Here is a 14,916-nt window from a genome sequence, read left to right as displayed (position 1 = left end):
TCGGGATCAGGATCCGGGTTGGGTTCTGGACCCGGGTCGGGATCAGGATCCGGGTTGGGATCGGGACCCGGGTCGGGATCAGGTTCCGGTTTCGGCGCGGGTTCGGAGGCGAAGGGCGGCGGGCCGCTGACGCCTCGGCTGGTGGTGCTGGCCGGGCGGAAGGGCAAGCCCTCGTTGTTGCCGTTCGTGGCGGTGCTGCTGGTGCTCGGGCTGCTCGGGATGGTCGCGTTGTTGTTCCTGAACACCGAGCTGAACAAGGGTGCTTTCACCATAAAGCAGCAGAAGGCGACCGCGACCAAGCTCACGCAGGAGGCCCAGCAGATCCAGCAGTCGCTGGCCGGCCTGAACGGTCCGGGCGCGCTGGCCTCGCAGGCCTCGTCGTTGGGCATGGTGCCGAACGGCAACCCGGCGTTCCTGGCCCCGAACGGCTCGGTCCTGGGCTCGCCCTCGGCCGCGCCGACGCCGACCCCGAGTCCGACTCCGACGCTCACGCCGCCGACTCCGGCAGGTGCGCTGCCCGGCGCCGAAGTGGTGCCGACGACCCCGGCCCAGGTACCGCCCCAACCACCGGTCCAAGCGCCGGTCGTGGCTCCGACGCCGACCGGGGCCGCCCGATGACCTCGCCGATCAGCTTCCGCCCACCCATCTGCGAACGGGGAGCAGCCGATGAGTGACCGAGACCGCCCGGACCGTCCGGGCCACCCGGACCACCCGGACCGCCCCAAGGACCAGGGAACCGGCCGCCCGCGTCAGCCCTCGAAGCGTCTGTCCCCGCGCCAGCCAGGCCAGCCAGGCCAGTCCGCCAAGTCCGCCGAGCCCAGCAAGTCCGCCAAGCCCGGCCGGACCAGTCAGCCCGGTCAGCCCGCCAAGCCCGCACGTCCCGCCACCCCCGCCAAACCCCCCACCCCGGGAACCCCCGCGGACCGCCCCCGCCCGACCGCCGTCCGCCAGCTCCCGCCGCGCCGTCCGGTTCCCGGCGCCGCCGCCGCGCGCCGCCCCCCGGGCCCGCGCACCCCCACGCTCCGCATGGGCTCCCCGCGCAAGCGCCTGCGGATCACCATGTTCGGCCTGCTTTTCACCTTCTCGCTGTTCGCCGGCCGGCTGTTCCAGCTCCAGGCCGTCGACGAGAAGAACTACGCCAAGGCCGCCAGCGCCGGGCGTGAGGCGACCGCGGTCCTGCACGCCTCCCGGGGCGCCATACTCGCTGCCGACGGCACGCCGCTGGCCGTCTCGGTCGAGGCGTACGACGTCACCGCCGACCCCACCCTGGTCGCCAAGTACCACGAGGACGTCGACGAGCTGTCGGCGAAGCTGGCCGGCCTGTTCTCGGAGGCGCCGGAGTACGCGCAGGGCGGCGCGCCCACCGCCGAGGCGCTGCGCACCGCGCTGACCAAGCCCGACACCCGCTACGTCGTGCTGGCCCGCAAGGCCTCGCCGGCCACCTGCGTGAAGATCCGCCAGCTCGCGGTGTCCAACACCAGCAACCCGCAGAGCATCGTCGGGGTCTACACCAACTCCCGCGACGACCGCCGGACCTACCCCGGCGGGACGCTGGCCGCGAACCTGATCGGCTTCACCGACGGCGACGGCACCGGGAAGGCCGGCATCGAGCAGATGCTGAACGGCCGCCTGGCCGGCAAGGACGGCCAGGAGTCGTACCAGGCCGCGGCCGGGGTGGAGATCCCGACCACCGGCGTGAACCTGAAGCCGGCCGTGGACGGGGAATCGGTGAAGACCACCATCGACCCCGACATCCAGTGGGCCGCCGACCAGGCGCTGGCCGATCAGGTGAAGAAGACCGGCTCGCTGTCCGGGACGGTCGTGGTGCAGGACGTGAAGACCGGCCAGATCCTGGCGCTGTCCAACTACCCCACCTTCGACCCGCGGCACATCACCACCGCCGACGCCCCGAACCTGGGCAACCGGGCCTTCACCGAGCCCTTCGAACCGGGGTCGGTGGCCAAGGCCATCACCATGTCCGCGGCCATCCAGGAGGGCGTGGCCGAGCCCGGCACCGAACTGGCGCCGTTCCGCTCGCCGATGAAGGTGGGCCGCGTGTTCCTGCGCGACGACGTGGACCACGGTCCCTGGAGCCTGACCATGACCGGCGTGCTGGCCAAGTCCTCCAACCTGGGCACCATCGAGGTGGCCGACCTGTTCACCCAGAAGGGCCTGAACCGGGACGCCGTCATCGGCAAGTACCAGCACCTGTTCGGCTTCGGTGCCAAGACCGGCATCGGCTTCCCCGGCGAGACGGCCGGCCTGCTCGACCCGCCGGAGAAGTGGACCGACACCGAGCGCAACACAGTGCTTTACGGCCAAGGCGTCTCGGCCACCGCGGTCCAGGACGCCTCGGTCTACCAGACCATCGCCAACGGCGGCGTGCGCATCGCCCCGACCCTGATCCAGGGCTGGACCGACGCCTCCGGCAAGTTCACCCCGGCGGCGGCGCCGCAGCAGACCCCGGTGATAAGCGCCGACACCGCGACGAAGGTGGCCGAGATGCTGGAGGCGGTCACCACCGACGAGCACGGCACCGGCGGCTCCGCGCAGATCCCCGGCTACCGCGTCGCCGGCAAGACCGGCACCGCCAACCGCTACGACGACAAGGTCGGCGGCTACGACGGCTACACCGCCTCGTTCATCGGCTTCGCCCCGACCGACAAGCCGCAGATCGTGGTCGCGGTCTCCTTGCAGAAGCCGGTCGGCGAGCACTTCGGCAGCCAGGTCGCCGCTCCGGTGTTCACCAAGGTGATGTCCTTCGCCCTGCAGAGCAGGGGTGTGGCGCCCACCGGGACGCCGCAGTCGAACCTGCCCACCACCTACGGATCCGCTAACTAGCTGACATGCGCCTAGACGCGGATACGCATCCCGTCGCACCCCGGCGCGGCCACCTGGCGTTTAAGCTAGGGCCCGCCCGGGGCGCGAACATCCCCGGGTGCACTGAACGCACGACTGCGCACCGTGAACCGGTAGCCTTCGGCACGTGCCCCAACTGACCGTCCCCGCCGATCCGACGATGTATCGGGAACCCATGACCACCACGCCGCGCCCGCACTCCGTTCCCCAGCACACCGTTCGCGCCTGCGCCGAGTTCCTCGGAGCGGCAGTCGCCGACGGCGGTACGAAGGCGGACGCGGAACCGGCGGGACCGGCAGGGCTGGCGGCGGCGGTCACCGGTATCTCGCACGATTCGCAGGGGATCCGGCCCGGAGACCTCTACCTCGCCTGGCCCGGCGCGGCGCGGCACGGCGCCGAGTTCGGCCCGGACGCGGTGGCGGCCGGCGCGGTCGCGGTGGTCACCGACGCCGCCGGGAGTGCGCAGCTCGACGGCCTGGCGGTCCCGGTCCTGGTGGTCTCCGACGTGCGGGGCGTCGCCGGCAAGCTGTCGGCTTTCGTCTACGGCGAGCCGGCCAAGCAGCTGGCGATGTTCGGCGTCACCGGCACCAACGGCAAGACCACCACCAGCTATCTGGTCGACGGCGGCCTGCGCCGGGCCGGACGCTGTACCGGCGTCGTCGGCACCGTGCAGATCCTGATCGGCGACGAGGTGGTGCCCTCGGTGCGCACCACCCCCGAGGCCCCGGACCTGCAGGCGATCCTGGCCACCGCGGTGGAGAAGGGCGTCGAGGCGGTCTCGATGGAGGTCTCCAGCCACGCGCTGGCCTACGGCCGCACCGCCGGGATCCGGTTCGAGGCCGCGGCGTTCCTCAACCTCACCCAGGACCATCTGGACTTCCACGCCGACTTCGAGGACTACTTCGAGGCCAAGGCGAAGCTGTTCACCCCGGAGTACACCAAGCGCGCGATCGTCGACGTCGACGACGAGCACGGCCGCCGCGTCGTCGAGCGCTGCCGGGCCAACGGGGTGGAGGTGCACACCTTCTCCATCAAGGGCAACCCGGCCGACTGGAGCGCCGAGGACGTCGAACTCGACGCCGACGACTCCACCTTCACCGTGGTCGGCCCGGACGGCCGCCGGCACAAGGCCTCGGCCGGGCTGCCGGGCGACTTCAACGTGGCGAACGCGCTGGCCGCGATCGTGATGCTGACGGTGTCCGGGATCGGCCTGGAGACCGCCGTCGCCGGGGTCGGCGACGTGCACGGCGTTCCGGGCCGGATGGAGCGGGTCCAGATCCCGGGCCAGGACTTCCTCGCGGTCGTCGACTACGCCCACACCCCGGACGCGGTGCAGACCGCGCTGTCCGCGCTGCGCCCGGTGGCCGAGCGCGGCCACGGCCGGCTGCGCGTGGTGGTGGGCTGCGGCGGGGACCGCGACAAGGCCAAACGGCCGATGATGGGCGCGGCCGCGGTGCGCCTGGCCGACGAGGCCGTGTTCACCGACGACAACCCGCGTTCGGAGAGTTCAGCCGAAATTCTCGCCGCCGTCACCGCGGGCGCCGACGCCGAACTGGCCGGAGCCGCGCAGAATTACCGCGTGGTCGCCGACCGGGCGGCCGCGATCGCCTACGCGGTGGCCGCCAGCGGCCCCGGCGACGTGCTGATCGTCGCCGGCAAGGGACATGAGCAGGGGCAGGAGATCGCAGGAGTGAAGAAGCCGTTCGACGACCGGGTGGTCCTGCGGGCCGCGCTGGAGGCGTCGGCCGGGGCGTCGTCCGCCGGAACCGGCTCCGAGAAGGGCACCGGCGAGCGGTGAGCCCCCATCGACTCGGCTGGATCGCCCGGACCGTCGGCGGGACCCTCGGCGGTCCGCCCGGCACGGACGCGGCGGAGCTCGCAGAGCTCGCCGTCCCCGGGCCCGTGGTGTTCGACTCGCGCGAGGCCGCGCCGGGCGCGCTGTTCGTCGCGTTCCCGGGCGAGCAGGCCGACGGCACCGCCTTCGTGGACGCCGCCGTGGCCCGCGGCGCGGTGGCCGTGCTGGCCGCGCCGGACTCCGCCTACCGCACGCCGTGGACCGGCCGGGACAGCGTCCCGACCGTCACGGTCGAGGACGGCGACCTGCTGCGCGCCCTGGCCGCCCTGGCCACCGCGCACCTCGCCGAGCTGCCGCGCACCACGGTGATCGGCCTGACCGGCTCGGCCGGCAAGACCACCACCAAGGACCTGATCGGCCGGCTGGCCGCCGAGCTCGGCCCGACCGTGGCGCCCAAGGGCAGCTTCAACAACGAGCTCGGCTTCCCGATCACGGTGCTGCGCACCGACGCGGACACCCGCTACCTGGTCGCCGAGATGGGCGCCGCGGGCCGCGGCCACATCGGATATCTGACCACCATCGCGCCGCCGCGCCTGGGCGTGGTCCTCAACGTCGGCACCGCGCACGTCGGCCGGTTCGGCGGCGTCGAGGCGATCGCCGAGGCCAAGGGCGAGCTGGTCGAGGCGCTCCCGGAGTCCGGGAACTGCAACCCGGACCGGGACGGCGTGGCGCTGCTGAACGCCGACGACCCGCGGGTCCGGGCGATGGCCGCGCGCACCAAGGGCCGCGTCGTGCTGTTCGGCGAGGCCGCCGACGCCGACGTGCGGGCCGAGGACGTGCGGATCGACGCCGACGGCCGGGCCTCGTTCACCCTGCTGTACCGCGACGGCGAGGGCCCGCACCGGGTCCCGATCGCGCTGCGCCTGGTCGGCGAGCACCAGGTGTCCAACGCCCTGGCCGCCGCCGCCACCGGACTGGAACTCGGCCTGGCCGGCGAGCGGGTGGCCGCGGTGCTGTCGGCCGCCGAGCCGGACAGCAAGTGGCGGATGGAGATCCGCGAGTCCGCCGACGGCGTGACCGTGGTCAACGACGCCTACAACGCCAACCCGGACTCGATGCGCGCGGCACTGAAGACGCTGGCGACGATGGCCCGCTCGCGCCCCGGCGCCCGCTCCTGGGCGGTCCTGGGCGAGATGGGTGAGCTGGGCGAGTCCTCCGCCGTCGAGCACGACGGCGTGGGCCGGCTGGCGGTGCGGCTGAACATTGCCCAGACCGTGGCCGTGGGGCCGGGCGCGGGCGCGATCCACAGCGGGGCGTCCATGGAAGGGTCCTACGACGGGGAGTCGGTCGCCGTGCCGGACGCCGCGGCGGCGCTGGAGTTCGTGCGCGCCGGGGCCCGGCCGGGCGATGTGGTGTTGGTGAAGGCCTCGCGGTTCGTCGGGCTGGAGAAGCTCGCCGCCGCGCTGGTCGAACGTTCGACGTCGGGGGATGTCCACAGCGATCACAGGGACGGCGACGCGCCGCAGGCGCGCGGTGCGGGAGGTGGCGGCCGGTGAGCACGTACGCGGCGATCCATGCCGGGGTGGGGGCGGTGGTGCCCCACGCCGGTTCGGAGAGCGGCCTGCAGATGCGCGGGGTGCTGTACGCGGCGGGTATCGCGCTCTTTTTCTCGCTGATCGGCACGCCGATGGCGATCAAGACCCTGGCGCGCTACGGCTTCGGACAGCCGATCCGCGACGACGGGCCCACCACCCACCAGGCCAAGCGCGGCACGCCGACCATGGGCGGCGTGGTGATCGTGCTGGCCACCCTGCTCGGCTACGGCTTCACCAAGCTGGCCACCATGCACGCGCCGACCGCCTCCGGGCTGCTGGTGCTGTTCCTGATGGCCGGCATGGGCGTGGTGGGCTTCACCGACGACTTCCTGAAGGTGTTCCGCCAGCGCTCCCTCGGCCTGCGCGCCAAGGCCAAGATGGTCGGGCAGTGGATCGTCGCCATCGCCTTCGCGGTCCTGGCCCTGCACTTCCCGAACTCCCAGGGCTTCACGCCCGGCAACACGCACCTGTCCTTCGTCCGCAACATCTCCGCGATCGACCTCGGCGCGGTGCTGTTCGTGATCTGGGCCGGCCTGCTGATCGCCGGGACCTCCAACGGCGTGAACCTCACCGACGGCCTCGACGGCCTGGCCACCGGCTCCTGCGTGATGGTGTTCGCCTCCTACGTCCTGATCGGCGTCTGGCAGCACGGCGAGTCCTGCGCGGTGCTGGCCGGGGTCCACGGCTGCTATCCGGTCCGCGACCCCCTCGACCTGGCCATCGTCGCCGCGGCGATCATGGGGGCCTGCTTCGGCTTCCTGTGGTGGAACACCTCCCCGGCGAAGATCTACATGGGCGACACCGGCTCGCTGGCCCTCGGCGGCGCCCTGGCCGGCCTGGCCATCTGCTCCCAGACCGAGCTGCTGCTGGCCCTGCTCGGCGGCCTGTTCGTGATCATCACCCTCTCGGTGGTGATCCAGGTGGCCTACTTCAAGATGAGCGGCGGCAAGCGCGTGTTCAAGATGGCCCCGCTGCACCACCACTTCGAACTCGTCGGCTGGGCCGAGGTGACGGTCGTGGTGCGCTTCTGGATCATCTGCGGCCTGTTCTGCGGCCTCGGACTCGGGGTGTTCTACGCGGGGTGGATCACGGTCAAGTAGGGCGTCCAGGCTGTCTGGCCGCCGGGCCGGTTCGTTCCCGCCGGAGGGCGGGGGCGGGCCGGCCGCCGGGGCCGATCGTCAACTCCTCCTGCATCGTCATCGGGCAGAATCGACGCGCCGGCGCCAGGACGAACCGGGTCCGATAGGCCCGGGTCAACATACTGAGCGCGACCGGATCCCGCAGCTCCGACTCTCACACCCCTGGGGACGCGCGATGCCCCTACCGGGTTCCGTCCCTGCTCATCGCGGCCTGGAGCCGATCGCGGTCGGCCTCAGCCGCGCGACCAGCTCTTGGCCACCCGCTCCGCCAACGCCGCCAAGTGGAACCCGGCGCGCGCCATGGCCTCCTCGGCGGACCCCGCCTGCTCGGCGACCTCGTAGGCCGCGGCGAATCCCGCGTTCGCCAACTCCCGCTTGCCCACCTCGACCCGCCCGGCCAGCACGATGCACGGCCGTCCCGACCGCAGCGCCGCCTCGGCGACCCCGGTCGGCACCTTGCCGCCCAGCGAGCTGTGGTCGAACCGCCCCTCGCCGGTGACGACCAGATCCGCGCCCGCGATCAGGCCGGCCAATCCGGTCTCGGCGATGACTGTTCCGATGCCCGGGACCCGGTGGCCGCCGAGCAGCAGCAGGCCGTAGCCCAGCCCTCCGCCGGCCCCCGCGCCGGGCGCGTCCAACGTCCGCCGTACCGCTCCGGCCTCCTGCCCGAGCGCCCCGGCGAGCTCCGCGAACCGGGTCAGCGCGGCGTCCAGGCGCTGCACGTCGTCCGGCGTCGCGCCCTTCTGCGGGCCGAACACCGCCGCCGCGCCGCGCAGCCCCAGCAGCGGGTTGTCCACATCGCTCGCGACGACGATCCGCACCCCGGCCAGCCTGCGTCGCGGCTCGTCGAGGTCCAGCGACTCAAGCCCCTTCAACGCCGCGCCCCCGCCGCGCAGCAGCTCGGCCGGCTCGGCGCCCAGCGCGGCCAGCATGCCCGCGCCGCCGTCGGTCGTGCAGGTCCCGCCGAGCCCGATCACCAGCCGCGTCGCGCCCTCGGCCAGCGCGGCCGCGACGATCTCGCCGACCCCGTACGAACTGGCCGCCTTCGCGTCCCGCTCCTCGGCCGGGACCAGGTGCAGCCCGGCCGCCTCGGCCACCTCGATGTAGGCGGTGACCCCGGCCTCCTCCGCCGGGACCCCGTCGCCCTCGCGGCGGACCAGCAGGTACCGGGCGGTGACCGGCGCGCCGAGCGGCCCGGTCACGGTGACCAGCCGTTCGCCGCCCTCGCCCCAGGTGCCGGCGATGGTGTCGACGAAGCCGGGGCCGCCGTCGGACATCGCGACCCCCACCACCTCGTCCTCCGGGGAGGTCCGGAGCCAGCCCTCGGCGACGGCCTCCACGGCGTCGGGGGCGCTCAGCGTTCCGGCGAACTTGTCCATGGCGATGACGATGCGCACGCCACGGATGGTAACCGTTTTCCCGACCCGGCCGGTGTGACGTCCGCCACGGGAGACCGTCCCGGGTTCTCGTCACACTGACACCAGGGTATGATCTCTTAACGTCAGTTAGACGAAAAGGGGTAACGGGAGATGTCCACCACCACGTTCCAGGAGCCTGCGCCCACGCCTGTCAGCCTGCTCCTGCTCGGCCGCTCCGCCGACCCGCGCAGCGAGCGCGGCGTCGAGTGCCCCGGCGACCTCCCCCCGGCCTCCGACCCGGACCTGGTGGCCCGCGCCGCGGCGGCCAAGGCCAAGCTGGGCGACCGGCTGTTCGTGCTCGGCCACCACTACCAGCGCGACGAGGTCATCCGGTTCGCGGACGTCACCGGCGACTCCTTCAAGCTCGCGCAGCAGGCCGCCGCGCGGCCCGAGGCCGAGTACATCGTGTTCTGCGGCGTGCACTTCATGGCCGAGTCCGCCGACATCCTCACCTCCGACGCGCAGCGGGTGATCCTGCCGGACCTGGCCGCCGGCTGCTCGATGGCCGACATGGCGACCGCCGAGCAGGTCGAGCGGTGCTGGGAGCGGCTGGAGGACCTCGGCATCGCCGAGCGCGTGGTGCCGGTGTCGTACATGAACTCCTCGGCCGACATCAAGGCCTTCACCGGTCGGCACGGCGGCACGATCTGTACGTCCTCGAACGCCCAGCGCGCGCTGGAGTGGGCCTTCGACAAGGGCGAGCAGGTGCTGTTCCTGCCCGACCAGCACCTCGGTCGCAACACCGCGGTGCGGGACCTGGGCTACTCGCTGGAGGACTGCGTGGTCTACAACCCGCACCGTCCCGACGGCGGCCTGACCGACGAGGAGCTCCGCTCCGCGAAGATGATCCTGTGGCGCGGCCACTGCTCGGTGCACGGCCGGTTCACGCCCGAGTGCGTGGACGAGGTGCGCGAGCGGGTCCCCGGCGTGAACGTGCTGGTGCACCCGGAGTGCCGCCACGAGGTCGTCGAGAAGGCCGACTACGTGGGCTCCACCGAGCGCATCATCACCCTGCTGAACGAGGCCGAGCCGGGCAGCGCCTGGGCCATCGGCACGGAGCTGAACCTGGTCAAGCGGCTCGCGGCGCAGCACCCGGACAAGCAGATCGTGTTCCTGGACAAGAGCGTCTGCTACTGCTCCACGATGAACCGCATCGACCTGCCGCACCTGGTGTGGACGCTGGAGGCGCTGGCCGAGGGCCGGGTGCCGAACGTGATCGAGGTGGACTCGGACACGGCGCACTACGCGCGGGTCGCGCTGGAGCAGATGCTGGCGCTGCCGTAGGCCGCTGGGAGTACGGGAAATCGGGCCGAGCCTTCTTTGAGGGCTCGGCCTCGTTCTTTATCAGTGCGTTTTCACAGCCCCACCGCGGTCAGCGCGTCGAACATCCGCTGCGCCGCCGCGGTCATCTCCACGCGCACCGCCGCCACGTCCTCCCCGGCCGTGAGCTTGTGCCGGATCTCGCCGACCACCGCCCGGAAGGTCCCGGCCAGCGCGCCGGCCAGCAGCCGGGGGAGCGGGTCGCCGGCCGGCGCCTCGGCGGCCAGCACCGCGGTCAGCGCCGCCTCGGCTTGTTCGTTGATCTCCCGGGCCCGGGCGCGCAGCGACGGACTGGCGTCGATGGTGCGCCAGAACCGCTCCGCCTCGGGGGACAGGCCGATGGTCGGATCGCCCTCGGCCAGGGCCCGCATCACGCCGTCCCGGACCGCCTGGCTCGGCGACCGTCCCGGCGTCCGGTCCCGCACCCAGCCCGCGAGCCGCTCCGCGACCTCGGCCTGGCGGTCGAAGAACAGGTCCTCCTTGGTCGGGAAGTAGTTGAACGCCGTGTTCACCGACACACCCGCGGCCGCGGCCACCTCGGCCACCGTCACCTGCTCGAATCCGCGCTCGGTGAACAGCGCCAGCGCGGCGTCCGCCAGCGCGGCGCGGGTCCGCTGCTTCTTCTCCTCGCGAAGGCCCACAGCAGGATTATAGGGCCGCTGAAATTTTTAAGTGACACCAAAATTCTTGCTACGGTGTCTCCCATGACTTTCACCTTCGGCATCTATCCCGGCGGAGCGGTCGGCGGCGACGAGGGCGTCGTCGAGCCGGTCCGGCCCGACGACGCCGCGCTGATCCGCCAGGCCCTGGACGATTTGCACGGCGATCCGCACGGCGATTTGCACGGTGATCCGGGCAGCGATCCGAGCAGCGAGCTGCACGAAGACCCGCCCGCCTTCCTGGTCCGCAGCTACCTGCCGTTCCGCCCGCCTGCCGGAAGCGGCGAGCGGCCGGTCCCCGCCGAGCCCGAGAACCTGCTCGGCAACGGCCGCAAGCTGGAACTGGTCCTCGGTTACCGCGACCCGGACGGCGACCTCGAAGGCTGGCTGGCGTTCGTCCGCGCGGCCGTCACCGCCCACGGCGACCGGACCGCCCTGCTCCAGATCTGCGAGGAGCCCAACGCCGATCTGCCCTGCCTCGACGGCCGGACGCCCGGGGCGCGGCGCGCCCTGGTGCACGGCGTGGTCGCGGCCGCCGAGCAGGCCCGGGACCTGGGCCTGGACCTGGCCGTCGGCTTCAACGCGGTCCCGACCTTCGATGCCGACCTGGGCTTCTGGCAGGACCTCGCGGCGATCGCGGCCGCCGAGGCGCCGGGCTTCCACGCCGCGCTCGGCTACGTCGGCTTCGACTTCTTCCCCGACGTCTTCCGCCCGATCCCGCCCGCCGACCTGGCCCGCGCGGTCACGGCCGTGCTCACGGACTTCCGCGAACGCGTGCTGCCGGCCGCCGGGATCGGCGCCGACGTCCCGATCCGCATCGCCGAGAACGGCTGGTCCACCGGCGGCGGCCGTTCCGAGCAGCGCCAGGCCGAGGTGGTCCAGACCGTGCTCACCACGGTGCTCGGCCTCAGCGAACCCCTGGCCATCACCGGGTACAGCCACTTCTGCCTGCGCGACGCCGACTCGGCCAGTTCCTCGCTCTATTACGGCTTCGGCCTGCTGCGGGACGACTACACGCGCAAGCCCGCCTTCGCCGTCTATCGCCGGGCCTGCCGTCGTCAACTTGTATGAAGCCGCCCACAGCCCGCTCACGGTCTTGCCGGACCTGTGCGACGATGGACGATGGAATAGCTTCCGGCGGCGCGTGGTTCCCCCTGGTTGTGCAGGTGCGCTCCACGGGGCGCCGGTGTCCAGAAGAAGGAGTACGCATATGACCGTGCAGACGGAGGCCTCGCAGGAGGCGACTGTCGCGCAGGGCATCGTCCTGACCGCCGAGGCGGCGGGCAAGGTGAAGTCCCTGCTGGAGCAGGAGGGCCGCGACGACCTGTCGCTGCGCGTCGCCGTGCAGCCCGGCGGCTGCTCGGGTCTGCGCTACCAGCTCTACTTCGACGACCGGTCGCTCGACGGCGACGTCGTCGCGGAGTTCGACGGTGTGAGCGTCGTCACCGACCGCATGTCGGCGCCGTACCTGGCCGGTGCGACGGTGGACTTCGTCGACACCATCGAGAAGCAGGGCTTCACGATCGACAACCCGAACGCGGGTTCGTCCTGCGCCTGTGGCGACAGCTTCAGCTAAGGAAAACCCACCCGCTCCGGCAGGCCTCCAGCCGGTTCCGGACGGGAGCACAATACGGTGGGTGGGCCCTGTTCCGGGGTCCACCCATTTTGCCGTGCCCGTGAGCGCACCACCGCTGGTGCCCCGCCCACAGAATCGAGTCTCGCCGTGCGTGTCGCCGTCGCCGGTTCCATCGCCACCGATCACCTGATGAGCTTCCCCGGCCGCTTCGCCGAGCAGCTGGTGGCCGAGCAACTGCACACCGTGTCGCTGTCGTTCCTGGTCGACTCCCTGGAGATCCGTCGCGGCGGGGTCGCGCCGAACATCTGCTTCGGCATGGGCCAGCTGGGCCTGCGGCCGATCCTGGTCGGCAGCGCCGGCGAGGACTTCCGCGAGTACCGGTCCTGGCTGGAGCGCCACAACGTGGACTGCGAGTCGGTCCGGATCAGTGAACTGCTGCACACCGCGCGCTTCGTCTGCACCACCGACGCCGACCACAACCAGATCGCCTCCTTCTACACCGGCGCGATGGCCGAGGCCCGGCTGATCGAGCTGGGCCCGATCGCCGAGCGGGTGGGCGGCCTGGACCTGGTGCTGATCAGCGCCGACGACCCCGAGGGCATGCTGCGCCACACCGACGAGTGCCGCGAGCGCGGCCTGCCGTTCGCCGCCGACCCCTCGCAGCAGCTGGCCCGGATGGCCGGCGAGGAGATCAAGCGCCTGGTGGACGGGGCCCGCTTCCTGTTCACCAACGAGTACGAGGCGGCCCTGATCGAGCAGAAGACCGGCTGGGACGCCGCCGAGATGCTGCGCCGCGTCGACACCCGGATCACCACCCTGGGCGCCAAGGGCGTGCGCCTGACCCGCCTGGAGGCCGACGGCAGCGTCCACGTGCTGGAGGTGCCGGCCCCCAAGGAGGAGCGCAAGGCCGACCCGACCGGCGTCGGCGACGCCTTCCGCGCCGGCTTCCTCGCCGCCCTGTCCTGGGGCGCGACCGAGGAGCGGGCCGCGCAGGTCGGCTGCATGCTGGCGACGCTGGTCATCGAGACGGTCGGCACGCAGGAGTACGACCTGGTGCGCGGACGGTTCGTGGAGCGGTTCGCCGAGGCGTACGGGAACGAGGCCGTGGCCGAGGTCGCGGGGCATCTGGCGGTCGTCGCGGCCTGAGTGGTCGCGGCTCGGTGCCGGCTCGGGTTCGTCCGAGCCGACTCAGTGTTGGACCGGTGCTATCGCAGCCGGTCCAGCACCCCGGGCAGCACGGCGAGGAATCGGTCGACGTCCTCCTCGGCGGCGCCGAACGGCAGTGACACCCGGACGTTGCCGCGGTCCGCGGCGCCCATCGCCACCAGGACATGGCTCGGCGTGACCGTGTCCGACGTGCACGCCGACCCGGAGGAGACCTCGAACCCGGCCTCGTCGAGATCGAGCACCAGCGCCTCGGCGTTGACCGCGGGGCAGGAGAAGGCGACCAGGTTCGGCAGGCGGTCGTCGGGGTCCCCGAAGACGTCGATGTCCTCGGCGACGTTCGGCAACGCGGCCCGCAGCCGGGCGGTCAGCGCCCGCAGCCGCACCGCCTCCGCTTCGCGTTCACTCTCCCGGGCGACCAGCGCGGCGGCCGCCGCCACGATCCCGGGCAGGTTCACCGCCCCCGGCACCCGGCCGTCTTCGTGTTCGTCGACAGCCCAGGTCGGCGCGAACCGGGTCCCCTTCCGGATCGCCAGGACCCCGACGCCGGCCGGGCCGCCCCATTTGTGAGACGAAGCACACAGCACCGACCATTCCGCGGGGACCGGCAGCCGTCCGACCACTTGCGCGGCGTCCACCAGCAACGGCACTCCCGCCGTCACCGCGGCCTCGAACACCGGGCCCAGCGGCTGCACCGTCCCGACCTCGTGATTGGCCGCCTGGAGGCACGCCAGCGCCGTTCCCGGCGCCCGGAGCTCTCTGGCGAACGCCTCGACGTCGACGCGGCCCACCGCGTCGACCCCGACCACGGAGACCACGCCGGAGGCCGACAGCGTCTCGGCGATCGTCGGCTCGGCGTCGGAATCGGCGGAGACAGTACTTCTCGGTGTGCTTCCGCCGTCGGAGAAGACCTGCGTGACATGCGTTTCCGCCGCGTGCAGGACCGCGGAGTGCTCGACCGCCGACACCACCAGCCGTCGCCCCACCCGCTGCCGCCCGGCGAGCACGCCGGCCACTCCGTAGTGGACGGCCGCCGTTCCCGAAGGAGTGAACACCACTTCGCGGGCCCGGCAGCCGAGCACCTCGGCGACCGCCGCCCGCGCCTGGTCGAGCAGCATCCGGGCCCGGCGTCCGCTCCGGTACAGCCGTGCCGGGTCGGCCCAGCCCTCGTCGAAGGCCGCCGCGAGCGCGGCGCGGGCGGCCGGATGCGGGGGTTCGGCCGAGGCCGCGTCGAAATGTGTCACGCCTTTGACGATACGGACCCGGGCTCGTCACGCGGAGTGCACGTCACAGCTCGAAACAGTGCTCGATGGATCTCCGGGGCCGCGACAGTTCGGCCGGAAGTGTGACCGTCGCACCCCGCCACACGCGTTAACCGGGACCTCCGCGCG

The 14,916-nt window shown here is 72.5% G+C and carries 12 protein-coding genes; 9 read left to right on the top strand and 3 right to left on the bottom strand.

Annotated features, from left to right (window positions below; all coding sequences use genetic code 11):
- The first annotated feature begins 54 nt into the window (after positions 1-54).
- The 5 genes from ftsL to mraY all read left to right on the top strand — a co-directional run bounded on the left by ftsL (position 55) and on the right by mraY (position 7,349).
- A complete protein-coding gene (gene ftsL / locus ABD481_RS40825) occupies positions 55-618 on the top strand; it encodes a cell division protein FtsL (protein ID WP_344671272.1) in 564 nt (187 codons plus the stop codon).
- A 48-nt stretch (positions 619-666) separates the two neighbouring features.
- Positions 667-2,841, top strand: a complete 2,175-nt coding sequence (locus tag ABD481_RS40820) for a peptidoglycan D,D-transpeptidase FtsI family protein (RefSeq protein ID WP_344671271.1) — start codon at positions 667-669, stop codon at positions 2,839-2,841.
- Positions 2,842-2,986: 145 nt separating this feature from the next.
- Complete coding sequence (locus ABD481_RS40815) at positions 2,987-4,657, top strand: UDP-N-acetylmuramoyl-L-alanyl-D-glutamate--2,6-diaminopimelate ligase (RefSeq protein ID WP_344671270.1); 1,671 nt, start codon at positions 2,987-2,989, stop codon at positions 4,655-4,657.
- Entirely contained in the window at positions 4,654-6,210 is a 1,557-nt protein-coding gene (locus tag ABD481_RS40810) for a UDP-N-acetylmuramoyl-tripeptide--D-alanyl-D-alanine ligase (protein ID WP_344671269.1), read from the top strand. Before ABD481_RS40815 ends, ABD481_RS40810 begins: the two co-directional genes overlap by 4 nt.
- A gap of 71 nt (positions 6,211-6,281) precedes the next feature.
- The gene (gene mraY / locus ABD481_RS40805) at positions 6,282-7,349 is read left to right on the top strand and encodes a phospho-N-acetylmuramoyl-pentapeptide-transferase (RefSeq protein ID WP_344671282.1); all 1,068 of its coding nucleotides are present in this window, start codon (positions 6,282-6,284) and stop codon (positions 7,347-7,349) included.
- Between the two features lie 272 nt (positions 7,350-7,621).
- On the opposite strand, the gene ABD481_RS40800 is transcribed toward mraY, so the two are convergent.
- Positions 7,622-8,785 (bottom strand): glycerate kinase family protein, encoded by a 1,164-nt coding sequence (locus tag ABD481_RS40800; protein WP_344671268.1) that lies wholly within the window; start codon positions 8,783-8,785, stop codon positions 7,622-7,624.
- 132 nt (positions 8,786-8,917) lie between these two features.
- On the opposite strand from ABD481_RS40800, the gene nadA reads away from it, so the two are divergent.
- Entirely contained in the window at positions 8,918-10,090 is a 1,173-nt protein-coding gene (gene nadA / locus ABD481_RS40795; RefSeq protein ID WP_344671267.1) for a quinolinate synthase NadA, read from the top strand.
- Positions 10,091-10,161: 71 nt separating this feature from the next.
- On the opposite strand, the gene ABD481_RS40790 is transcribed toward nadA, so the two are convergent.
- Positions 10,162-10,767: a TetR family transcriptional regulator gene (locus ABD481_RS40790; protein ID WP_344671266.1), complete on the bottom strand. Its 606-nt coding sequence runs from the start codon at positions 10,765-10,767 to the stop codon at positions 10,162-10,164.
- A gap of 63 nt (positions 10,768-10,830) precedes the next feature.
- Between ABD481_RS40790 and ABD481_RS40785 the strand changes: the two genes are divergently transcribed.
- From ABD481_RS40785 to ABD481_RS40775, 3 genes are all read left to right on the top strand, one after another.
- Positions 10,831-11,856, top strand: a complete 1,026-nt coding sequence (locus tag ABD481_RS40785) for a hypothetical protein (protein ID WP_344671265.1) — start codon at positions 10,831-10,833, stop codon at positions 11,854-11,856.
- A gap of 139 nt (positions 11,857-11,995) precedes the next feature.
- Complete coding sequence (gene erpA, locus ABD481_RS40780; protein ID WP_344671264.1) at positions 11,996-12,361, top strand: iron-sulfur cluster insertion protein ErpA; 366 nt, start codon at positions 11,996-11,998, stop codon at positions 12,359-12,361.
- Positions 12,362-12,508: 147 nt separating this feature from the next.
- Complete coding sequence (locus tag ABD481_RS40775; protein ID WP_344671263.1) at positions 12,509-13,507, top strand: carbohydrate kinase family protein; 999 nt, start codon at positions 12,509-12,511, stop codon at positions 13,505-13,507.
- A gap of 59 nt (positions 13,508-13,566) precedes the next feature.
- On the opposite strand, the gene ABD481_RS40770 is transcribed toward ABD481_RS40775, so the two are convergent.
- A complete protein-coding gene (locus tag ABD481_RS40770) occupies positions 13,567-14,769 on the bottom strand; it encodes a cysteine desulfurase family protein (RefSeq protein WP_344671262.1) in 1,203 nt (400 codons plus the stop codon).
- Positions 14,770-14,916: the final 147 nt, after the last annotated feature.

Origin of the sequence: Catenulispora yoronensis, from assembly GCF_039531695.1 — a bacterium.
In the GTDB taxonomy this organism is placed as follows: Bacteria; Actinomycetota; Actinomycetes; order Streptomycetales; family Catenulisporaceae; genus Catenulispora; species Catenulispora yoronensis.
This window is presented reverse-complemented; position numbering and strand designations above follow the sequence as displayed.